Source organism: Acidithiobacillus ferridurans, assembly GCF_003966655.1.
Lineage (GTDB): Bacteria > Pseudomonadota > Gammaproteobacteria > Acidithiobacillales > Acidithiobacillaceae > Acidithiobacillus > Acidithiobacillus ferridurans.
The window spans coordinates 2269198-2289195 of record NZ_AP018795.1 but is presented as its reverse complement, the minus strand read 5'-3'; the positions used below and the strand labels follow the sequence as shown (position 1 = coordinate 2289195).

General features: G+C 56.9%; 26 protein-coding genes. 4 read left to right on the top strand and 22 right to left on the bottom strand.

The window, feature by feature from the left end; all coding sequences use genetic code 11:
• Position 1: 1 nt before the first annotated feature.
• A complete protein-coding gene (locus tag AFERRID_RS11810) occupies positions 2–904 on the bottom strand; it encodes a PfkB family carbohydrate kinase (RefSeq protein ID WP_126605258.1) in 903 nt (300 codons plus the stop codon).
• Complete coding sequence (locus tag AFERRID_RS11805) at positions 901–1473, bottom strand: mechanosensitive ion channel family protein (protein ID WP_113525822.1); 573 nt, start codon at positions 1471–1473, stop codon at positions 901–903. Before AFERRID_RS11805 ends, AFERRID_RS11810 begins: the two co-directional genes overlap by 4 nt.
• A 181-nt stretch (positions 1474–1654) precedes the next feature.
• Between AFERRID_RS11805 and AFERRID_RS11800 the strand changes: the two genes are divergently transcribed.
• The gene (locus AFERRID_RS11800) at positions 1655–3076 is read left to right on the top strand and encodes an MFS transporter (RefSeq protein ID WP_126605257.1); all 1422 of its coding nucleotides are present in this window, start codon (positions 1655–1657) and stop codon (positions 3074–3076) included.
• Here AFERRID_RS11800 and AFERRID_RS11795 read toward each other — a convergent pair.
• Entirely contained in the window at positions 3073–3462 is a 390-nt protein-coding gene (locus AFERRID_RS11795) for a group II truncated hemoglobin (protein ID WP_113525820.1), read from the bottom strand. The genes AFERRID_RS11800 and AFERRID_RS11795 overlap by 4 nt on opposite strands.
• A gap of 195 nt (positions 3463–3657) precedes the next feature.
• Here AFERRID_RS11795 and AFERRID_RS11790 point away from each other — a divergent pair, with 195 nt between their 5' ends.
• From AFERRID_RS11790 to modD, 3 genes are all read left to right on the top strand, one after another.
• Positions 3658–5082, top strand: a complete 1425-nt coding sequence (locus tag AFERRID_RS11790; RefSeq protein ID WP_113525898.1) for an NAD-dependent succinate-semialdehyde dehydrogenase — start codon at positions 3658–3660, stop codon at positions 5080–5082.
• 72 nt (positions 5083–5154) lie between these two features.
• The gene (locus AFERRID_RS11785; protein WP_009560719.1) at positions 5155–5361 is read left to right on the top strand and encodes a TOBE domain-containing protein; all 207 of its coding nucleotides are present in this window, start codon (positions 5155–5157) and stop codon (positions 5359–5361) included.
• Positions 5362–5484: 123 nt separating this feature from the next.
• Positions 5485–6339, top strand: coding sequence for a ModD protein (modD, locus tag AFERRID_RS11780; protein ID WP_126605256.1), 855 nt, complete (start codon positions 5485–5487; stop codon positions 6337–6339).
• Positions 6340–6387: 48 nt separating this feature from the next.
• Here modD and AFERRID_RS11775 read toward each other — a convergent pair whose 3' ends face one another.
• From AFERRID_RS11775 to AFERRID_RS11685, 19 genes are all read right to left on the bottom strand, one after another.
• Positions 6388–7224, bottom strand: coding sequence for an SIR2 family NAD-dependent protein deacylase (locus AFERRID_RS11775; protein WP_225981988.1), 837 nt, complete (start codon positions 7222–7224; stop codon positions 6388–6390).
• Between the two features lie 6 nt (positions 7225–7230).
• Positions 7231–7455: a hypothetical protein gene (locus AFERRID_RS11770; protein ID WP_126605255.1), complete on the bottom strand. Its 225-nt coding sequence runs from the start codon at positions 7453–7455 to the stop codon at positions 7231–7233.
• A 10-nt stretch (positions 7456–7465) separates the two neighbouring features.
• The gene (locus AFERRID_RS11765) at positions 7466–7771 is read right to left on the bottom strand and encodes a 2Fe-2S iron-sulfur cluster-binding protein (RefSeq protein ID WP_126605254.1); all 306 of its coding nucleotides are present in this window, start codon (positions 7769–7771) and stop codon (positions 7466–7468) included.
• Between the two features lie 42 nt (positions 7772–7813).
• Positions 7814–8956 carry a DegT/DnrJ/EryC1/StrS family aminotransferase gene (locus AFERRID_RS11760; RefSeq protein WP_113525815.1) on the bottom strand — a complete coding sequence of 381 codons (1143 nt, stop codon included), beginning with the start codon at positions 8954–8956 and terminating at the stop codon, positions 7814–7816.
• Positions 8953–9225 carry a hypothetical protein gene (locus AFERRID_RS11755; protein WP_126605253.1) on the bottom strand — a complete coding sequence of 91 codons (273 nt, stop codon included), beginning with the start codon at positions 9223–9225 and terminating at the stop codon, positions 8953–8955. Before AFERRID_RS11755 ends, AFERRID_RS11760 begins: the two co-directional genes overlap by 4 nt.
• A 4-nt stretch (positions 9226–9229) precedes the next feature.
• Positions 9230–9439 (bottom strand): putative nitrogen fixation protein NifT, encoded by a 210-nt coding sequence (gene nifT, locus AFERRID_RS11750; RefSeq protein ID WP_113525813.1) that lies wholly within the window; start codon positions 9437–9439, stop codon positions 9230–9232.
• Between the two features lie 11 nt (positions 9440–9450).
• The gene (locus tag AFERRID_RS11745) at positions 9451–10638 is read right to left on the bottom strand and encodes a cysteine desulfurase family protein (protein WP_126605252.1); all 1188 of its coding nucleotides are present in this window, start codon (positions 10636–10638) and stop codon (positions 9451–9453) included.
• The gene (locus AFERRID_RS11740; protein ID WP_113525811.1) at positions 10635–10889 is read right to left on the bottom strand and encodes a nitrogen fixation protein NifZ; all 255 of its coding nucleotides are present in this window, start codon (positions 10887–10889) and stop codon (positions 10635–10637) included. Before AFERRID_RS11740 ends, AFERRID_RS11745 begins: the two co-directional genes overlap by 4 nt.
• Positions 10886–11188, bottom strand: coding sequence for a nitrogen fixation protein NifZ (locus tag AFERRID_RS11735; protein WP_113525810.1), 303 nt, complete (start codon positions 11186–11188; stop codon positions 10886–10888). Before AFERRID_RS11735 ends, AFERRID_RS11740 begins: the two co-directional genes overlap by 4 nt.
• Positions 11176–11967, bottom strand: coding sequence for a 4Fe4S-binding leucine-rich repeat protein (locus AFERRID_RS11730; protein WP_126605251.1), 792 nt, complete (start codon positions 11965–11967; stop codon positions 11176–11178). Before AFERRID_RS11730 ends, AFERRID_RS11735 begins: the two co-directional genes overlap by 13 nt.
• Positions 11960–12472 carry a hypothetical protein gene (locus AFERRID_RS11725; protein ID WP_113525808.1) on the bottom strand — a complete coding sequence of 171 codons (513 nt, stop codon included), beginning with the start codon at positions 12470–12472 and terminating at the stop codon, positions 11960–11962. The genes AFERRID_RS11730 and AFERRID_RS11725 overlap by 8 nt, the downstream gene beginning before the upstream one ends.
• Positions 12469–12699, bottom strand: a complete 231-nt coding sequence (locus AFERRID_RS11720) for a hypothetical protein (protein ID WP_113525807.1) — start codon at positions 12697–12699, stop codon at positions 12469–12471. The genes AFERRID_RS11725 and AFERRID_RS11720 overlap by 4 nt, the downstream gene beginning before the upstream one ends.
• Positions 12700–12739: 40 nt before the next feature.
• Positions 12740–13075, bottom strand: coding sequence for a HesB/IscA family protein (locus tag AFERRID_RS11715; RefSeq protein ID WP_113525806.1), 336 nt, complete (start codon positions 13073–13075; stop codon positions 12740–12742).
• A 9-nt stretch (positions 13076–13084) separates the two neighbouring features.
• A complete protein-coding gene (locus tag AFERRID_RS11710; RefSeq protein WP_113525805.1) occupies positions 13085–13303 on the bottom strand; it encodes a 4Fe-4S binding protein in 219 nt (72 codons plus the stop codon).
• 49 nt (positions 13304–13352) lie between these two features.
• Positions 13353–14921 carry a nitrogenase cofactor biosynthesis protein NifB gene (nifB, locus tag AFERRID_RS11705; RefSeq protein ID WP_113525804.1) on the bottom strand — a complete coding sequence of 523 codons (1569 nt, stop codon included), beginning with the start codon at positions 14919–14921 and terminating at the stop codon, positions 13353–13355.
• A 322-nt stretch (positions 14922–15243) separates the two neighbouring features.
• Positions 15244–16881, bottom strand: a complete 1638-nt coding sequence (nifA, locus tag AFERRID_RS11700) for a nif-specific transcriptional activator NifA (RefSeq protein WP_113525803.1) — start codon at positions 16879–16881, stop codon at positions 15244–15246.
• Positions 16882–16906: 25 nt separating this feature from the next.
• Positions 16907–18295 (bottom strand): ADP-ribosyl-[dinitrogen reductase] hydrolase, encoded by a 1389-nt coding sequence (draG, locus tag AFERRID_RS11695; RefSeq protein WP_126605250.1) that lies wholly within the window; start codon positions 18293–18295, stop codon positions 16907–16909.
• Between the two features lie 9 nt (positions 18296–18304).
• Complete coding sequence (locus tag AFERRID_RS11690; RefSeq protein WP_113525801.1) at positions 18305–19132, bottom strand: NAD(+)--dinitrogen-reductase ADP-D-ribosyltransferase; 828 nt, start codon at positions 19130–19132, stop codon at positions 18305–18307.
• A gap of 18 nt (positions 19133–19150) precedes the next feature.
• Complete coding sequence (locus AFERRID_RS11685) at positions 19151–19537, bottom strand: DNA-binding transcriptional response regulator (protein ID WP_113525800.1); 387 nt, start codon at positions 19535–19537, stop codon at positions 19151–19153.
• Positions 19538–19998: the final 461 nt, after the last annotated feature.

Below are 19998 nucleotides of genomic sequence, written 5' to 3'. Positions count from 1 at the left end.
GTCAATCCTCCCTAGCCCATCGCGCCATTATGGTCCGGTAAAACTCGGGTTGATCCGGGATGGCGCCGGATATCGCACAAATGGCCGCTGCCAATTCTCCTGCCCTTTGCAATCGCCGCGCAATGGCATCACCGCGAAACAGGCTCCAGAACCAGCCTGCGACGAAAGCATCCCCAGCTCCTACGGTATCCAGGACTACCGTAGGGGTAGCTTCCGCCTCATAAAAATTGGTCCCGTCCCCATAAGCGGCACCCGCAGTACCGCGGGTCAGCAAGACGGCTTGCACATGAAAATATCCTGCCACCATCTGCATCGCTTCCCGCAGGGTCGAGGCTGGGGGAAGTTCGTAAGTGCGAATAATCTGCTCCAGCTCCTCCTCATTGCATTTTAGTATAGACGAACCCCGTATGACCTCGGCCAGCAATTCCGGATTCCACCAGGGATCGCGCAGATTGATGTCCACCAAGCGCCACCGGGCACGGGCGCGCAACTGGCGCCAGGTCGCCCGTGATGGCCCGTCTTCCCGCAAGGCGAGGCTACCGTGATAGAGCCAGGGAATGGGGGCGATCACACTGGAGGGCATACCAATGGCGTCGTAGGCCTGATGCGGCAGAATCTCGAAGTGGTGCCCCTGTCGGACATCCGCCGTCACCAGTACCCGGCCGGTGGGAAGCGACGCGTCCACTGTCACTTCATTCGTGGACATCCCCCAGTCCCGCATGTGCTGCAAAATGTGTTGCCCCGAGGCATCCCGCCCTACCCTGCTGACAAAGACGGATGCCACCCCCAGCGCATGGAGGTGTTGCGCAACATTGAAGGGTGCGCCGCCGAGTCGTTGCACCTCTCCAAAATCGTCGACCAGACATTCGCCGAAAATTACGCCGGGGGGTACGTCAGCATTCATGGTGCAGCCTTCTCATCCGGGCGGGCTTTTTTTTCGACATCGGGCAAGCGACGAATAACGCGCTGGAAAAAGAGATTGTTGGGTATCACCACAATCTGGCCATCGTCCTGGCGCAACTCGGTAAACATGAGATTCTCTTCGATCACCTCACCAGTCAGGGATTCCGGCAATATCTCGACACGTTGCCCTAACTGTAATGGCTGCCAGAACCAGATAAAGAAGCGTGCCGTAATATTGCTGACCATGGCCCATACCGCCAGCATACCGACGCCAATCACCGCCAACAAGCTGACGAAGGTGGTCCAGACGGCTGTGACATCGACACCCCAGACCCGCAATACGACAACCCAGACAATGAGCCAGAGAAACCATGTGGTGATTCTCTGGAACATCACACCATAGCCGCGTGACAAGGCCCGTCGTCGGCCGAGAAAGTCCATGAGATGCACAACTACATTGCCATACCAACGTAATATCAGATAGCTACCCGCCACGATCAGCAGGGTATACATCGACCGGTGTAACAACCATTCGGGGTCTGTCGTCAGCCCATGGAAAATTGTGCCCATACATCACTCCCTCTGCTGTTGGTTTTACCATAACGTAGCGAACGCAGACGGGCAAATCCGCGCTTTACGGGCGTAAGGCAATCCATTTGTCAGGGAACCAACAGAGAAAAGGCTTATCAGATAAGGGTATGCCCCGCGCGATACCGTAAAGAGCGGCCCGATAGGCGACAGAGGAGAGATCATGGCAGACACTAGGAATCCCGGCACCATCATGGGCGAGAAAGCGATCGCCGCCCGCATGCATCTGGCCCGCGAACACCTCGATCGCTTGCGCGCCATCCTGAAGGAACCCGACCGCTGGGTGTCCGTCTGGTTTTTGGCCTATGCCCTGCTGGGGGCAGTCTCCTCCGGGCTGTTGCCTATTCTCCTGCCCTTGATGATTGTCGCCCTCACCCATCATCTCAGTTGGGTTGCCTACGTCATGGGCGGATTCAACCTCGGACTGCTGACCTCTCCCTTGTGGGGAAACCTGGCCGACAGCAAACATCTGCATCGCCCCATTTTTTTCTGTGGCTTTCTGGTATTGCTGATGGCGCTGGCCGCCATGCCATTTCTGCCGGGCATTCTCACCTGGAGCGGGCTCTCGCTGCTCGCCGGCGCGGGAACCTCTGCCGTGGCGACCATGGCCAGCCTGTTCATCGTCGAGTTCGACCCCCAAAATGAATGGGAACCTCGGCTGGGCTGGCTGCAAACTTTTAACGGCGGCGGGCAGGTCGGCGGACTTTTTTTGGCCGGCATTTTCGTCAGCAATTTTAAACTCGGCCTGATCTGCTCAGCCTTGGCATTGATTCCCGCCATCTGGTTGGGTGCCAAAGGCTTGCCTGCCGGCGCCAAAAGTTATGACTGGACGGTGGAGATCGGCAATCATATGCGGCGCGATCTGGACTGGCGCTTCCTCGCCAATTTCGGGCGCCCGGAACTGCTGGGGGGTGGCCTGCTCCGGTTTTCGCATCACCTTTCTCTGCAGGGCGCGCGCCGGTTTGGCGATATGCTACATACGCGTTTTGGCCGCTTTCTATTTTCCTGGTTTGCGGTGGCCTTTGGCGTAGCGGCATTTTTCGCCTATTTCCCGGTAGCGATGCAAAAGGCTTATAACGTGGCCCCGGCATTGACCTCCAGCGTCTACGCCATGACCGCCGCCATAGCGTTGGTGCTGTACTCCGTGGGTGGGCAGCTATCCGGGCGTTTTGGCGCCGGAAGGGTATATCGCTGGTCTTTGATGCTTCGCTTTTTGGGATTTGCCCTGCTACTACTGGTATTTTTCCTGCCCGTATCCCGGGCGCTGATTGCCTTGGCTGGCTTCGTCCTGATTGTTATCGCCTGGCCCCTGCAGAGCATTTCCGGAACCAGTCTGACAGCGCGGCTCACGCCATTCAGTCAGGGCGAGGCGATGGGACTTTTTAACGCCAGCGGCGCAGTAGCCACGGTAGTGGGTACCTTTCTGGGCGGTCCGCTGGTACAGTTCATCGGCTACTCATCCCTGTCCGCCATAGCTCTGGTCGGCATCCTGCTCGGCTGGCTGACGGGGCATGGATTACAAACCCCCGACGCTGCGCCGGCGGCCATCCACGATGATTCTGCAGTGCAGAAAGCGCAGGCCTAGCGATTCCGCATGAAATCAGCCGTGCGTTGAAAGGCTCCCTGCAGGTGGGTATAGAGTTCGGGCTCTATCCCTACCTCGTGCATGGCCTGCAGCATACAGGCCATCCACTGATCCCGTGCCTGGTCATCCACCGGGACAGAAGCATGCCGTGCGCGCAAGCGGGGGTGTCCATAACGCTGCACATATAGATCAGGCCCCCCCAGCCAGCCGGAAAGAAACAGAAAGAGCTTCTCTCTGGACTCGGAAAGGTCTGTCGGGTGGATATCCCGCAACGGAGTTTGCCATTGCGTCTCGCCGTCCATAAGGTCATAAAACCGGTTGACGAGATTGCGAACGGCCTCCTCACCACCAAGACGGGCGTAGGGCGTGTTTTCAGGTTCAGACATTAATGGTCTCGCTCCAGGTTTAGGTGTATTGGCGGCCGCTTTGTTTATAATGCATGCCGCGCGGATATGGCCCTTTTGCGCTTTATCCATGCATGCGCTACAGTCAGCCCGATACAACCCGCCCCGCAAGAGTACCTTCTTTGGATGTTGTTCGGCAACGTCCCGGCTACCGCCCACCGCATACAGGAAAACTTCATGCCCCTTGCACCGACAGCCGCATTCATCGATGGATGCTGGACAGACCTCAATACACGCTTTGTGGTACGGAGCCCGGTCAATCAACAGACGCTCGCCGAAGTGTCCGATTGTGGAACTCGGGAGGCTGAAGCCGCGGTGCAGGCGGCAACGGTCGCTTTTGCAACCTGGCGGCAAAACACCGTCTACCAGCGCGCGGCCATCCTCAGCCGTTGGGCGGAGCTCATCCAGGTTCACGCAGAAGACCTCGCCCATCTCATCACCTGGGAGATGGGCAAACCCATACGCCAGAGCCGTGCGGAAATCAAAACCGCAGTCGCCCTGGCGCGCTGGTACGCCGAAGAATGCAAGCGCATCACCGGCGAAAGTATCCCTTCCCAGTTTCCAAACAAGCGCTTGCAGATCTGGAAAGTGCCGGTTGGACCGGTATTCGCCATTACGCCGTGGAACAGTCCAATCTCCATGGTCGTTCGCAAGATAGCGCCGGCTCTGGCAGCCGGCTGTACGGTCATCCTCAAGCCCGATGAGCAAACGCCGCTCTCCGCATTAAGGCTTGCCGAACTCTGGGCGGAAGCGGAGGGACCCGCTGGCACCCTGCAGGTACTCCCCAGTTCTGATCCTGCGCCACTGGCGGAGCGATTGATGGCCGACCCGCGCATAGCCAAGTTGAGTTTTACCGGCTCTACGGTGGTCGGGCAGAAGCTTTATGCGCAGGGATCGTCGACCATCAAACGGCTTTCTCTGGAACTGGGCGGGCATGCCCCTGTACTGATTTTTGCCGATGCGGACATCGATGCGGCGGTGGCCATGACCATCCATGCCAAATTCCGCTATGCCGGCCAGTCCTGCGTCGCAGCCAACCGTTTGTATGTGGATGAGGCGATCCTGCCGGAATTTACGGCACACTACCTTGAAGCTATGAGTCACCTCAAGGTCGGAGACCCTTTTGCCGAGGACACCGACATCGGGCCGCTGATTTCCGAAGTCGCTGTCCAGAAGTTCAAAGCACAATTGCAGGATGCCATGGCCCGGGGTGCAAGACTCCTATGCGGAGGGGATGCACAAGGCCTGTGGTGCTCCCCGACCCTCCTCGCCGACCTCGATCCGCAGAGCCGTATCTTCCACGAAGAAAGCTTCAGCCCTCTGCTGCCCATACAGGGGTTTCGTAGCGAAGCGGAAGCTGTCGCCCGTGCCAATGACACCCCCTATGGCTTGGCTGCTTATCTATGGACCCGCGATCTCGGGCGCGCATACCGCATCGCGGAAGCGCTGCAATGCGGCATCGTCGGCGTCAATGACGGGGCTCCCGCCACTCCACAGGCGCCCTTCGGCGGCAGTAAGCTCTCCGGACTGGGCGCCGAGGGTGGCAAATGGGGGTTGGAGGAATATTTACAATTGCACTACGTTTCCATCCAATTGCCATAACAATTCTCTAGTCCCTGGCCATCCAGGTAGGATATACTGCCATACTCTAATTCAGTTAATCAGGGGGCGGTCATGGAATCCAGTCTGCGTAATCATCTGAAGGGTAAAGTGATTGAGATCATCAAAGGTGGGGCGGTTTCGGAAGTCGAGGTGGAAACTTCCGCCGGTATAATCACCTCCGTGATTACCACACGGAGCGTGGAACGACTCGGGCTGAAGGTAGGTGACGAGGTTTTCGCGGCAATCAAGGCCAGCGAAGTTAGTATCGAAAAACCCTGAAGCGGCTGTTCCAGGTGATCAACCGTTCGGCGGAACAGAACGCATCGCTGCCCGGTTGTTCTGCAACCGCTGTCACGGACCATCTGCCATTGCGGGTGGTCCATTGTTATTACGGGCTACGCCATGTTCTTCTCTCCGCAGGAAATTGCCGCACTCATCCAGGAAGATCAGCCTTTCCTGGACCTCACCACCCGGATGCTGGGCATTGGTGACCAAGCTGCCAACATGCGTTTTCGCTGCCGTCAGGATATTACTGTCGCCGGTACGGAACTCGCCATGAAGATATTGGACGCCTGCGGCCTTACCGTGACCGAAAGTCAACCGTCGGGCGCATTGGTCGCAACAGGAACCACCCTGCTGGCGGCGGAAGGTTCCGCAAGCGCTGCCCATTCTGCCTGGAAAGTAGCGCAAAACGTGTTGGAGTACGCGTGTGGCATCGCGACCTACTCCGCGCAATTGGTACACCAGGCACGTCAGATCAATCCCCGAGTATCCGTGGTTGCGACGCGTAAGAATATTCCCGGAATACGGCGCTTTGCCGTCATGGCAGCTCTCGCAGGGGGAGTCATGCCGCACCGGCTGGGCATTTCAGAAAGTGTTCTGGTATTCGACCAGCACCTGGCCTTTTTAGGTGGTATATCGCCTTTCTTGCAACAGTTGGCGCAATACCGGAGACGAGTCCCCTCCAGCAAGATCGTGGTGGAAGTGCAAAAGACGGATCACACCCTGACGGACGCACTGGCACTGGCACAGGCCGGAGTCGCCGGGATTCAGTTTGACAAAATGACGCCCGGACCCCTGGCGGAAATCGCTGCGAAGCTGCGTGCCGTGGCGCCGGAGGTAACATTGTTTGCGGCGGGCGGGATTACCCTTGCGAATATTCAGGCCTATGCGGCAACCGGTATGGATGCCCTCGTGACCAGCGCCGTCTATCACGCCGCACCGACCGATATCGGTGTGGAGATTCGCCCCGTATAAGACCGTGCCCCCTGTGTCACAGGATGGTGACGAACGTGGGGCGCCCTCCTAACCTGCCTTGGCCACGGCGGCCCCACTACCAGACAAGACGCCAGTGGGTAGCTGGAGTACCCGAATCCCCTGCTCGCGAACAAAGCGCGCTTCGTTCCGAGTCAGCGGCGCCTCTATCAGCGCCCAATGACGATCCGATGAACGCTTCATGATCTGGCGGGCGAAATTGCGCTGCAACTGGTCATTGAAACGGCATCCGACAAACAGAAAATGACGCCCCGTGCGGATTTGTTGGACGATCTCCGGAATAGGCGTCTGAATGTCAATTTCCGTCAGCACTTCGACAAAATCCGTATCAGAAACGAGGTAATTGTTGGCCGGGCTTTGTGAACCCCAAGGCTCATACAGGATCGTGTCCCATTGGGCAGCTACTGCGGCTTCAACCGACTGGCCCTCGGCATCCATATATCCCGTCCAGTGGCCGTAATGCTCGGTCTGACTGAGCCCCTGGATACGGCCCCAGCGTGTACCCTGTTCGGCCAACGCTTTGGCCATACCGTTGTCGTACCAGAGGTGGACGATCAACGGGAGTTTTCGCGCGGCCAGGTCGCGCTGCAAGGGATGAATCGGCGGATCCCCGGCAAAGGTCTTGTCCATCATGCCCACGAGGGTCTTGCGGTGCTTGAAGTTCTCAATATACTGCGCGGCCCCGGTAAGGTTGCGCCGGACCTTGTGAGGCACTGTCACCTGGCCGCTGAGCACTTCCGCCAATGCCGACAACCCGCTGGGCAGGGTGGCCCCGGCCTCCGGCAACAGGCCGGGACCGAGATACGGAATGATGCGCCCTTCCGCAAGGCCATTGAAGATTTCCGAAAGATCCTTGTCCATAGTCATGCTTCCTTATGTAGCGAGGGAAAGAACTGCAGCCTTGATCTGTTCGATGATCGCTGGTTCGAGGCGAAAAATGCCCCTTCCCCCGGCGAAAGATTCATAACTATTGGCAGAGTGTCTGCTCAGCGCATTGAACCAGTCCTGAGGACTGGTCCCGCTGGGAAGCTCGCCAATTTCTCGCACACTGCCATCGCTGGCAAAACGTACATGGATCACGACGAGCGTTTGCTCCATAACTATCTCCTTATAGGCCGGAAGAAAAACCCAAAAGTTCTATAACGACATCTTCCTCGCCGATCATAGCCTGACAGGCCAGACGGGATTTGCTGCCAACCCCAACGATGCTATCCAGGCGTTCATTTTCCAGGCGCTGGATTTTCGAAATACTCTTCCGCCCTTCCTGGACGAAAATATGGCAGCTATCGCATTCGCCTTTGCCTTCGCACTTCAGGACCATGGGTTCACCGGCGGCGATCACTGCGGCGGCGAGACTGGCACCCACAGGCATTTCGACAGTCTTACCGCTGGGTTGGATGGTGATAATGGGCATTCAAGCTTCTCCTATATAAAAATAGACATAAAACACAACATACTAATAAATGGCGGCGCCAGCACCCACATTGACGGATGCATCCTTCAGGGTTTCAACGATAAATGCGATTTCCTCTTCGCCCAGACGGGGGTGAAAAGGCAGGACCAGGGTGCGGTCGGACACCCGCACGGCGGTCGGACAGTGACCGCCACCCCTCTCGCGATAATAGGATTGGGTATGCATGGGCAGGCAGTAAGAGGCCGCCTCGATACCTTGGGCGCGGAGATCGGTGACGATGGCGTCCCGACTGCTGCGGCTAAAGCGCGTACCAAGGTGTACTTCATACACAAACCAGTGCACGGCGGTGGCATCCGGCCCGTGGTAAGGATCCTTGATCCCTTCAAAGGACTTCATATACTCAAAGTAAAGCGCTTCCACCTGCTGTCGGCGTTGCAAAATACCGTCCAGGCGGTTGAGCTGGACCAATCCTATTGCTGCTTGAATATCGCTCATTTCTGCCTGCAGAGGTGGACGGGTAGCCGCCACCACCGAGCCCCGCTCACTGATGCCCCGCGCGCGGTACTGGCGCAGACGGCTGAGGGTTCCGGTATCGTCCGTGACGATCATGGCTCCTTCACCGCAGACTAGGGCGGAGGGCTGGGCAAAGGCGAAAATAGCGCTATCCCCGAAGCTGCCGACCAATTTGTCCTGATAACGGGAGCCGATGGCCTCCGTCGAATCTTCCAACAGAATCAGGCCATTTTCGTTGGCCATCGCGCGCAGCTCCTGCCAGAAGGCGGGATGCCCCTTGGTATTACCGGCGAGGATCGCCCGGGTTTTCTCCGTGATCAGAGCCTCAGCCCCTTTGGGGGAGATCGTGCCGGAGTAGTAGTCGATATCGGCGAACACCGGCTGCACCCCGTACCATGCCAGGGCATGCCCGATCTGCCACCAGCTATAGGGGGAGAGGATGACTTCGTCGCCCGCCCTGAGTTCGTAGGCACGCAGACAGAGCATCAACGCCAGGGTCGGACTGGCGACGGCGATGGCGTAGCGCCGCCCGTGATAGGCAGCAAACGCCGCTTCGAAGGCCTCCACTTGTTCCCCCGCGCTGATGCGGGTGGAACGCAACACCGCCTCTACGGCTTCCAGTTCGCCGGTGCTGATGTCCGGGTCTGAGAGCGGGATTTCGAGCGCGGTCATCTCGTACCCCGATGTATGGCGAGCAACAGACCCGTCGCTGCCAGGGGATCAGACGTGACTTTCCAGCAGTGGTCGCGGGTATCGAGCAGATGCAGGTCAAAATATTCACCGGCACGAAAAGGCTCGTCGCTGATATCGCCGGCGGGACATTGGGTAATGGGGAGTCCGGGGAAGCGGGTACGCAAAACAGGCAGGATGCCTTCACCAGACCGGCAGACTTCCCGGCCCAGATCAAAAAGCCCCGCGAGATCTTCGTCGGTGAGATTCATCCTCTCAGCCCTCCAGACGACGCGCTTCTATGGTAATAGGTAGGCGGGTATCACCGGGCATCTCCGGTAATTCCAGGCGCCAGCCGTTCGCCAGCGTCACCACTCCGCCCCACAGCTCCGGCTTTTCGGACTCCGTAATGGCTACTTCAAGATCTTTCTTGGGCACATACGCCATCAACGCGCCGTTGTTATTTTTACGAATCATCAGCTTCATGGGATTGTTCCTTATTGTGAGTGTGCACAGGAAATCAATGGTGCGGCCGTGATGGGCGGCATATCCATCATATCCAGCAGGAGGGACGGTAATACGCGAAGCAGCTGTTCCACATCCTCCAACTGGTTCATACGCCCGAAGGAGAACCGAAGCGAGGACAGTACCGCCGTTTTGGAGATGCCCATTGCCGTGAGCACATGAGAAGGCTCCTGCCGACCGGCCGCACAGGCGGCACCGGCGGCAGCCGTAATCCCTTTCTGTTCCAGGCGATAGAGCAACTCTTCCGCGTCGATAGCAATAAATCCGATATTACTGGTATTGGGTAACCGTTCGGCTTCCTGTCCGTGGATGCGTGCACAGGGCATGAAAGCCAATAGACCTTGTTCAAAATGATCACGCAATCCCCGCAAGTAACACGCGTCGCTTTCGACATCGGTGACCAAACGAATGGCAGCCCCAAAACCGATAATGGCAGGAACATTCTCGGTTCCGCCCCGCCGTCCCCGTTCCTGATGACCATGAAACAAGGGTGGTAAGGCAATGCCTTTGCGGACGAACAATGCCCCCACGCCCTTGGGACCGTGAATCTTATGTGCCGAGCAGGACAAAAAATCGACACCCGAGGCAACTGCGTTCACCGATACCTTGCCGATCGCCTGAGTTGCATCCGTATGAAAAAGAGCCCCTGCAGCATGCGCAATAGCCGTAGCTTCAGCAATGGGAAAGACCACACCCGTTTCATTATTGGCCCACATCAGGGAAACCAGAGCCGTATCTGAACGTAAAGCAGCGTGCAGGTCCTCCAGGCTTAGACGCCCCTCTTCATCCACCGGCAGGTAAGTCACTTCAATCCCTAAGCGCTCCAAATGCTGACACATGAGTAATACTGAAGGATGTTCTACCTGACTGGTGATGAGATGACGTTTACCTTTGCTCAGAGAAAGCGCACCCATAATTGCCGTCTGATTACTCTCCGTCGCGCCACTGGTAAAAATCAACTCTGCAGGGGTGGCGCCCATAAAATGGGCGACAGCGATCCGCGCATCACCCAACGCCTTCTTGACGCGTACACCCGCTTCAGAAGCGCTGGAAGGATTAGCATGCTCCGAGAACAAATAAGGCAGCATGGCATCCAGCACCACCGGCGCCAAGGCCGTAGTCGCATTATTATCGAGATAAATGCTGCGCATCATACTCATGCCCTCGGCTTCCCTGAAGGTACGATTTCCTCTTCCAGGCAACCTACCACCTTGCCGTTGGCAAACTCTACCAGGTAGAGTGGCATATTGCTCTCCTCGTGATGACCTACCCGAACGATTTCCCCCGGACTATCTTTGGGCACCAACACGGCCTGTTCTGCTTCTCCCGGATAAGTTCCATCATTTAAGATATCATCTCGAGCCAATACACTGAGGCCCCAATCAAATCGGGGGGGACGCAAATCCATCATGAGATTTCCTCCTCCGTAGCCTGACCGTCGTCCACAAGATCCAACTCACGGCCCTTCATGCCGACCTTGTAACCTCTTTCGTAAAAATCAACCCCGTAAATATAAAACTGTTGAAGATACGTACCGATACTGGCGACATAGCCTATATCGCCCTTGTCAATAAGTACCTCACCGACTTCCTTGCCGGGAAAGGTGCCATCGTTACGCACGTACTTACGTGAACGCACTTTATCGCCATAATTGAAACTTGGCTCTGCGGTCAACTCTACCGTTTCGCTGTCCCTGCTTATTCCGGCCATATTCCACCCTCCGCTGGTAATCGTTGTCTGGAAACCAGTTCACCCTTCCCCAAACGCGCCGCAGCGCAACGGCGCACCTCATCATCTTCATCCGCCAACAAGCGGATTACCGCTTCCTTGTCTCCCCGTGCGGCCACCTCATAGCGAATTCGCCAATCCGAATCATCAACCAATACGGACAAGATGGACACCGGTACGCGCTGAATAGCATCCAAACGGACTCCGGGATCATCGTCCTGCAGCATTTTGACCAGGGCATCCACGCCGATACGTTTGGCCACAACCCGCCGGACCTCGACGTCGGCATCATGCATCATGAGTGGCAACAGGCCTTTGGGCAGGCGACGCGCCACCTCCAGACGCACGTAATAATCCGCATCGTGCATCATGGCAGGCAGGTTACGTTCCTCCAGCCGCGCGGCTACGCGGATACGCACCTCCCGATGCGGGTCGTGGATCATCCGCAGCAGATAGCGTTGCGGAAGCCGTTGCGCTACCGCCCAGCGTACCGTTTCGTCGGGATCGTTCATGAGCGCGGGCAGATGAAAAATATCCGCATAACGTGCGGCACAAGCCCGCACCTCAAAGTAACCGTGTTGCAGATAATCCTTGGCGATCTGCGGATTCCAGCGAAAAAAGCGGTCCACCCTTTTAGCGTAGCGATCATGCATGCAGGCATGCAGCGGTTCACAGCGCAGACCAGAAATTCCGCGCTCGGAACAAGCCTCACAGACGACAGCATTCCCCTGCCAGTCAATGGCCTCATCGGGATCACTCATCTTCGCCTTCCTCTTTTTTTAGCAGGACTTCCAGCAACACCCGGGCCTGAATTTTATCCGTCGGATCCAGGTCAATGAGTTTGTCCATGATTTTTCTGCCCGTAGCCAGATAACCGAGGCGTAAATGCAGGTAACCATAGGCTTTCAACACGAACATATAAAAGCGTGCCCGCGGCGCATCAAAGTTGCCGAATTCCGCCTGTCGCCTCATTACCTTGCGCCAGTCCCGATCAATGCCCAACTCCGTAGCGCTGAGCTGCAGACAGATGCGGGCCGTAGCCAGCGCCTCGCGCAGTCGGCCTTTATAGAAATAAAACTTGTATAAACCCAGGTAAACGACCATGTGTTCGGGCGCGATGGCGATGGCATCCATCAAGTGATCTTCGGCACAGACTTCGTCCGCATAAGAGCGCGCAGCAAGATGCAGATGCCGTTCCGCCGCCTCTGGCAGGAGGCCCTCATAGTAACGGCGTTTCAACCATTCATCGTCCCATATATTGTTCATGCCGCACCTTTACGCTTCAGGGGATGGAGCAGAGCCGCCTCGCATTCCTCACAACAGGCATAACTGCTGTAAGCCTGTGCGAGATGACGCTGCTCCTTCGCAGGTATGCGCGTAAAGATCTCCGCACCGCGGAAATCGATATCGTCGAGATGCGGGGGAAGTGCCGCCGTATTCGCTGCGCAACGATGGATGGTCGTATTCGTATGATGAACAATCCAGGTTTCCATGTTTTCCTCCCTCCCATCTCACCGTTTCCGGGACCCGCCTTTATTCCTTGGGTGTAAATGACGTTCCGCAGCCACAACTGGCCGCCGCATTGGGATTGGTAAAGACCAACCCGGTATTCATCAGACTGTCCTCGCAATCGACGACGACTCCGTTGAGAAAAGGGATACTCTTCTGTTCCAGCAGCACCGGGATGCCATGACTGTTGATGGCCACATCGCCGGGTTCCGCAGCGTCGACAATGTGAAAATCGTAAGAAAGGCCGGAGCATCCGCCCGGCTTTACCGCAAGGCGGAAAGCACTGGAGGCATTTCCACCGCCAAAGGTGATCATCCGCTGGATAAAGCGTTCCGCTTTCGGCGTAAAGGTGAGTTCCATGACAGACTCCTAAGCGACATAACGGGGATAGTTGTTGTCAATGATGCAGGTGTCATCCACCGGGCATACCGCCACACACTGAGGTTCATCGAAATAATTTATGCATTCCGTACACTTGGCTGCATTGATCACAAACGTGCCATTCTTTTCGGAAATGGCCATATTCGGACATTCCGGTTCACAGGCCGAACAACTGGTGCATTGGGAACTGACGATTTTATAAGCCATGAGGCTTCTCCTTTTTCAAAAAGGGGGGAGGATATCTCCCCCGATAACCTTATGCAGCTACATACGCCCCTTGCCGGATCTCCGCATCTCCACGCTGGCCATGGACAATGGCCCCACTACGGATGTTATCGAGATAATCCCGATAATAGGCAATGATGGACTGCTCGATATATTCAAAAGCGTAACGATCCACCGCATCGATTCCGGCCGCCTCCAGCGAGGCTTTCGGACAGCCACCGATCTTGGCCACAAAAACTGCCGTACAATCGTTGATCGCGCGGATGACGGTGGTTTCCAGGGCTTCCTCTTCGCCATAACCGCCTTGGCAATAGAGGTCCACGCGACGGTGGCCGACAAATTTTGCCCCGGACGCACTCGCCTCATAAATCTGAAACTCGGTGGCATGGCCGAAGTGCTCGTTGACCCGCCCGCTGCCTTTCGTCGCCACCGCGATGAGGATTTTGATATCGGATTGCTCGCCGGCCAGGGTTTCCAGTTCCGCCTGCTTGGCATCCGCTTTCGCCTGCCGTTCCTGCTCCACCAGCGACTGGTAGGCCTTGCGCGATTCGAGGTCATATTCCACATCCATCGCCATGACGGCTTCGGTCGTGAACTCCGCCGAACGGTCCTCGCCCAGCAGACCCACCGCGTCCGCCCGGCATTGCCGACAGTGGCGCATCATGTTCATTTCGCCTTCGCAACTGTCCTGCAAGGCTTTGAGTTCCTGTGCGGTCGGGCCGCGCTGGCCGTTCAAGCCGAAAACGGTGCCATGTTCAGGGGCGGAAATCAGGGGCATGATGTTGTGAAGAAAAGCTCCGCGGCTTTTGACGGCCCGGTTGACTTCCACCAGATGATGATCATTGATGCCAGGGATCATGACCGAATTCACCTTACAGAGAATGCCGCGCTCGGTCAGCATTTCCAGTCCCAGCATTTGCCGGTCGGTGAGTATCTGCGCCGCTTCACGCCCCTTGTACCGCTTGTTCTTGTAATAAATCCAGGGATAGATCTGGGCGCCTATATCCGCATCCACCATATTGATGGTAATGGTGACATGATCCACATTAAAGCTGGCAATGGTATCGACATGGTCGGGGAGGGTCAGCCCATTGGTAGACAGGCAGAGTTTGATATCCGGCGCTGTTTTCGAGATCAGTTCAAAGGTCTTGAAAGTTTTTTCGGGATTGGCCAGAGGATCACCCGGACCAGCAATACCCAACACCGTCATTTGCGGAATGGTGGAGGCCACGGCCAGCACCTTTTTAGCCGCTTGCTCCGGCGTCAGTTTTTCACTGACGACACCGGGACGACTTTCGTTGGCGCAGTCATATTTGCGGTTACAGTAATTGCACTGGATATTGCAGGCGGGCGCCACCGCAACGTGCATACGGGCGTAATGATGATGCGCTTCTTCACTATAGCAGGGGTGATTCTTGACCTTTTCCCAGATCTCTGGTGCCAGATCTCCCTGCCCCGCTCCGCTGCCGCAACTGGCCTTGCCGGAACCGCCGCTCGTACCACAACCTTGGTGTTCTGCCTTTTGCTGCATGATCTCCTCCAGATCCACCCCGTTATTGGGTGTGGCAATACTGGAAAGAGAAATTATTTGGGATGCCATGGGCGTAATCCTCCATACGGGTCTTCAGTAAACGATGGAAAACCGCGCGCCTCGTGGATGTATCGGCTTGCTCCTAAGAAGCTGACGCTTGTATGTTCTTTAGCAAAAGTGATGCCAGCATATGCGCCCTTTGTTTTTCAGGATGTTGGGACAAGCCATTCCGTGCTTTGTCGGTAACGTTACATGTGTTTCCCGCACTGCGGCGAAAATTGTCGAAAACCGGACAAATGGGGTGGGATCAAAAAATCGCAGAGCAAGCACGAAAGGCTGGGCACAGTGAGGATGAGTGGGGCGTTCGCCACCCCCGTTGGCACGTTTCCGATTAGAGCTTTTTAACTTCTATGCCATGTTTATTGAGGGCATAGCCGAGTTTGCGGGTAGTCGTCCCTAACAAACGAGCCGCTTTGGCTTGTACCCAACCACAACGATCCATAGCCTGAATCAGACGATCCCGTTCTGACAAGGGAGTAGAACCCTCCACATCACTTGCCGCCGCCCCATCCGCTACTTGCTCCGCTGGTTCGGGCATTACGGGCAGCGGCATACTACTATTGCCTGAAACCTTCATGGTGACGATGGGATGGCTCCCTTCCAGCGGTCGCAAGGCCATGGAGAGGCACTGATTACGCTGACAGGGCACATCGAGACTGCGGATGATATCTCCGCGCATCATGGTGGCGGTACGTTCGACGCAGTTTTCCAGTTCCCGCACGTTGCCCGGCCAGTAGCAGGACACCATGGTTTGCAAGGCTTCCGGGGTAAGGGTCAGTTTGCGCTGATTCTCGGCGTTATAACGGGCGAGGAAATATTCGATCAGGGCGGGGATATCCTCACGACGTTCCCGCAGTGGAGGCAGGAAGATACTGACGACGTTGATCCGGTAGTAGAGATCGGCACGGAACTCGCCCTTGCTCACCGCCTCTTCGAGATTGCGGTTGGTGGCAGTGATGATGCGCACATTAACGCGCCGGGTCTGGCTGCCACCCACCCGCTCGAATTCGCGCTCCTGTAACACCCGTAAGAGCTTGGCCTGAAAAGCCGGAGAGATATCGCCGATCTCATCGAGAAACAACGTGCCGCCATCTGCCAGTTCAAAACGTCCTTTGCGCTCCTGGGTAGCGCCGGTAAACGCACCGCGCTCATGTCCGAAGAGTTCCGATTCGAGAATGCTTTCCGGGAGCGCCGCGCAATTGAGCGAAACAAAGGCCTTGTCGCGACGGGGGCTGAGGTAGTGAATGGCGCGGGCGATAACTTCCTTGCCGGTGCCCGATTCGCCGCGCAGCAATATGGTCGCCTTGCCCGGTGCCGCCTGATGCACATCGGCGAATACCGCCTGCATGGCCCGGCTGTTGCCGATGACATTCTTGATGCTGTAACGTTTCTGGAGTTCCTTCTGCAGACGATGCTTTTCCTGCAGGAGGCGATTTCTTTCCGCCGAGATACCCTGATGCAAATTGACGGTCTGTCCCACCAGATTGGCGATCATCTGTAACAAGCGGACATCGGAACGGAAACTCACGCCCTTGTGCCGCTCACTGCGATAGATGGCGAGCACACCGATACACTCGTAGCCCACCTTGATCGGCACCCCTACAAAAGCATGCAAGCGCTGGCTGATCTCCGGTTCAAAGGCGCGGTGCAGAAAAGCCGGTTCCTGAGAGACATCCGGGATCACCACCGGCATACCGGCACGCATGATCTTGCCGATCATCCCCTCCCCTAACCGATAACGCCCCCGTTCTATTTCGGCAACGGACAACCCTGTGGCCGCGATTACCCCCACTATTTCCTCGTTCATGCGCAATACGATCATGGACGGCGAGATATGCAGATGACTTTCCAGCGTCTTCAGCACATCGTTCAGGGTGTGTTCAAGATCCATGGAAGAGCTGAGCACCTTACTCACCTCATAGATGGTCGTCAGCTCCTGAAAATGGTTGGGTGTTACGCGATCTTTCATGATAGGGTCCTCTTCTCTACAGCGCTCAGGAGGCGTTGGCGTGGGACGAGGCGGCTGGAGTTTTGGTGAGACTGCGGCCCTGCCTGACGCTTGGGCAAGGGACCGACCGTCGACAATTGTCTGTAGCGGCGCCGGTGCCTTCAGCATACACGTCAAGAGATACGGACGTCCACAGGCGTAATTGATCCTCGGAAAAGCCGGCGATTTTGGCGCCTCCCGCTTCCATGAGCGGGCGACGAATGAGAAGCGGGTCCAACAGCATCGCGGCGAGTGCCTCGGCTTCTGTAAACGCCTCCGGAACGATCTCACCCGACTTTACCCGCGGCGAGGCCGGGTTGAACCACTCGGCGACGGGCCGATCCGCAAAAAATGGACGCAGGGTTGCCGCCGTCCAGGCGGTCTGCAATAAGTCATGCACCTCCACGGCACAGCCGGCAGCCGTCAACAGTGCAATCTGCCGCGCATTATTGGTGCAGCCTGGTTTTCCGTAAAACAAGATACGCGGCGGCATGCTGGCCGGCAACTGCTCATGATCCGTTCGCTCACCCCGGGTCAGAAGCTGATCCACCTGCGCTGCGATTTCTTTCTGAACCGCGGGATCCAGACGCTGCAGCCAAGTGCCGGGAAGCCCGTAAGTCCCGTACAGACCTCCCGCCAGCATGCCCGCGAGGGCGCCCGTGGTGTCGGCATCCCCACCCTGGTTGACCACCGTAATCAGGCAGTCTTTAAAATTATCGGTATGAAGCAGCGCATACAGGACGGCACGCACCGTATCCACAATATAGGGCGTAGGCGCCTGGGGAATTTTTTTGAATTTGAATTCCGGATACCGTGCCAGCAGTGCATCCGCCAGACGGCGCACCGATGAAACACCTTCACCGCGCAGCGCGCAGCGCAACATCTCTCCCAACGTCAGGGTCGCGACATCCGACAGCGGGTGATGGTGGGTCAGGTGCGCCTGTTCCACACTCATCCGCCGGAAGGCCGCGGGGGCGTTCAGGGTGGCCAGCACCACGGGGAGGTTGCGCACACATGCGCCATTGCCCGCATCCCATTCCGCCGGTTCCGCGGCGGTACTGCCGTTGAGCATAAAGCGCCGGATTCCCCGGCGGCAGGTATTGCCCACATCCACGGGATGACTGCGCAACCACTGCACCATCCCCTCGCCAAAGCGGGTGATGGACCATTGTTCATCGGCAAGGATGCTCCGCCCCAACACCAGACACATCTGGGTATCGTCGGTCACTTGTCCGGGGCGTAAATGCAGCCAGCCGCCGCCGGTCATATTGCGGTGAACACCATATTCCTCCCGGATTTCGCTGGGACTCATGAACTCCACCGTCGCGCCCAGGGCATCACCGACCGCCAATCCCAGGTAGGCACCTAACGCTCTTTCCCGCAAGTCATAGCCCATTTCTCGTCCTCAGTAATAGTGCATATGTGCCGCGTATTCACCGCCGATCACCAGATACTCACTCTCCGCCTGGAGGGCGCGACATGGCAGCAGCCCCTTGAAGAAGAGCAGCTTTACCAAGGGCACATTCACCTCCAGTATGCAATCGCCGAATACGCTGGCCACGTCCCGATCACTGCTGAAAGACACCAGGTTGTTCAGCCGGATCACCCCCTGCCGCGCTCCGGCTTTCCAGAGAATGGGATGTTCGGCAAAATCATTGGTCCCCCGGAATAAGCGCAAGTGCCGTTGTCCAGAGGCCAGAAAACGCCGCGCTGACCATTGTGCAAATTCAAACAAAAGGTCAAGCTGCAACCAGATCGCATTATTATCAAATCGCCCTGACATTTTGTCGGTCATATACTGAATCCAGGCGGCGTCACCCACACGGCCGATCACCTGCCGGTGAAAATTTGGTGCGATTCCGAACCGGCTCTCCACCCAGCCCTTCATGACCGCACCTTCCGGTGAGTTGCTGTCATATCCCCAACCCTTGAGCAAGCGTAAATAGCTGGCCCTGAAGCGTCGACCCTTCGTCTGGTCAGACCCGCCAGCAAAAATCTCGTCCATGTACGTCTGGAAGACCTGCCCCGCCTCGCACTGTTCCCGTACCAGAGACAATCTCTGGAAAAGTGCCGGGTGCCCATCACGCACCCCGGCGATATGTAGCGGCATCGGGAACGCATGGAATTCCGCACTGATCAACAGCCCGGACGGGACTCCGGTCAGATTGCTACCGGGATTGGCGGATGGTGGACGGGCCGGGCGCTGCTCCTCCGGTAGATTCGCTGCTGACAAAAAACGTCCTTGCGGTGACTAGTTCTGCAACACGGCAGCCACCTTGGCGCGAACCTCTTCGAGCCGCAGAGGCTTATGGAGGAACACGAATCCTTTACCGATTACAGGCTGGCTCAGAGCGGAACGCGCTTCCCCCACCACGAGCATCAGTCGTGCATTGGGAAATTGTTCGCTCAACATCTTCACGGTCAATGTGCCGTCATCCAGCAGCGCCTCCCCGAGAATGATCAGGTCCGGCGGCCAATCCCGAGCCTTGGCGACAGCGGCCTGGAGACTGGCGATTTCGTGAGTTTCATATTCATCATGAAGCATGAATTGCACGGCCATGCGCCCGATTTCGTCCGTATCGAGCACAAAAATGCGCCAATTACCCACCGCGAGATTACAATCCACACCAATCTGCATATCATCCTCCCAAAACTGAGCAAGACTTCCCGTTTGGATGACATAACTAAAGCAGGTTTTATGCCATGAGGTTCCAGCCCCTTGTTCACGCCCGGCACGGGTGCTAACCGGAGCCCCCAAAACGATTCCCCTTTCACCATTCCCCTTTCGAATAACGGCGCTAACCCGTTCAAATGAAACTGGCTTTGTTTGGATTCCGCCAATTCGTCTCCACCGCCTATGAGCGGGTGCGGTCCTTTGCCGTTGTAGGTCTGCGCTGTGGGGTTCCTGACATGGAAACTGCATTTTGTAGGCTTTCAAACAGTCTGCCGAAGTTCACTCATAAGGCGGCATTCTTCATGATTTTCATAGTGTTAAATAGGCCATGATGAACTTGGCACGGCCCTTGCAACAGCGAGGACGGAACGCGACTCGTCCCCTTTTCGGGGGCTTCCATCTGGCAAGCTAGTCATTTTTAAATA

Coding starts and splice junctions, on each gene's coding strand:
- AFERRID_RS11810 (WP_126605258.1), bottom strand. CDS start 904: ATGAATGCTGACGTACCCCCCGGCGTAATTTTCGGCGAATGTCTGGTC.
- AFERRID_RS11805 (WP_113525822.1), bottom strand. CDS start 1,473: ATGGGCACAATTTTCCATGGGCTGACGACAGACCCCGAATGGTTGTTA.
- AFERRID_RS11800 (WP_126605257.1), top strand. CDS start 1,655: ATGGCAGACACTAGGAATCCCGGCACCATCATGGGCGAGAAAGCGATC.
- AFERRID_RS11795 (WP_113525820.1), bottom strand. CDS start 3,462: ATGTCTGAACCTGAAAACACGCCCTACGCCCGTCTTGGTGGTGAGGAG.
- AFERRID_RS11790 (WP_113525898.1), top strand. CDS start 3,658: ATGCCCCTTGCACCGACAGCCGCATTCATCGATGGATGCTGGACAGAC.
- AFERRID_RS11785 (WP_009560719.1), top strand. CDS start 5,155: ATGGAATCCAGTCTGCGTAATCATCTGAAGGGTAAAGTGATTGAGATC.
- modD (WP_126605256.1), top strand. CDS start 5,485: ATGTTCTTCTCTCCGCAGGAAATTGCCGCACTCATCCAGGAAGATCAG.
- AFERRID_RS11775 (WP_225981988.1), bottom strand. CDS start 7,224: ATGACTATGGACAAGGATCTTTCGGAAATCTTCAATGGCCTTGCGGAA.
- AFERRID_RS11770 (WP_126605255.1), bottom strand. CDS start 7,455: ATGGAGCAAACGCTCGTCGTGATCCATGTACGTTTTGCCAGCGATGGC.
- AFERRID_RS11765 (WP_126605254.1), bottom strand. CDS start 7,771: ATGCCCATTATCACCATCCAACCCAGCGGTAAGACTGTCGAAATGCCT.
- AFERRID_RS11760 (WP_113525815.1), bottom strand. CDS start 8,956: ATGACCGCGCTCGAAATCCCGCTCTCAGACCCGGACATCAGCACCGGC.
- AFERRID_RS11755 (WP_126605253.1), bottom strand. CDS start 9,225: ATGAATCTCACCGACGAAGATCTCGCGGGGCTTTTTGATCTGGGCCGG.
- nifT (WP_113525813.1), bottom strand. CDS start 9,439: ATGAAGCTGATGATTCGTAAAAATAACAACGGCGCGTTGATGGCGTAT.
- AFERRID_RS11745 (WP_126605252.1), bottom strand. CDS start 10,638: ATGAGTATGATGCGCAGCATTTATCTCGATAATAATGCGACTACGGCC.
- AFERRID_RS11740 (WP_113525811.1), bottom strand. CDS start 10,889: ATGATGGATTTGCGTCCCCCCCGATTTGATTGGGGCCTCAGTGTATTG.
- AFERRID_RS11735 (WP_113525810.1), bottom strand. CDS start 11,188: ATGGCCGGAATAAGCAGGGACAGCGAAACGGTAGAGTTGACCGCAGAG.
- AFERRID_RS11730 (WP_126605251.1), bottom strand. CDS start 11,967: ATGAGTGATCCCGATGAGGCCATTGACTGGCAGGGGAATGCTGTCGTC.
- AFERRID_RS11725 (WP_113525808.1), bottom strand. CDS start 12,472: ATGAACAATATATGGGACGATGAATGGTTGAAACGCCGTTACTATGAG.
- AFERRID_RS11720 (WP_113525807.1), bottom strand. CDS start 12,699: ATGGAAACCTGGATTGTTCATCATACGAATACGACCATCCATCGTTGC.
- AFERRID_RS11715 (WP_113525806.1), bottom strand. CDS start 13,075: ATGGAACTCACCTTTACGCCGAAAGCGGAACGCTTTATCCAGCGGATG.
- AFERRID_RS11710 (WP_113525805.1), bottom strand. CDS start 13,303: ATGGCTTATAAAATCGTCAGTTCCCAATGCACCAGTTGTTCGGCCTGT.
- nifB (WP_113525804.1), bottom strand. CDS start 14,921: ATGGCATCCCAAATAATTTCTCTTTCCAGTATTGCCACACCCAATAAC.
- nifA (WP_113525803.1), bottom strand. CDS start 16,881: ATGAAAGATCGCGTAACACCCAACCATTTTCAGGAGCTGACGACCATC.
- draG (WP_126605250.1), bottom strand. CDS start 18,295: ATGGGCTATGACTTGCGGGAAAGAGCGTTAGGTGCCTACCTGGGATTG.
- AFERRID_RS11685 (WP_113525800.1), bottom strand. CDS start 19,537: ATGCAGATTGGTGTGGATTGTAATCTCGCGGTGGGTAATTGGCGCATT.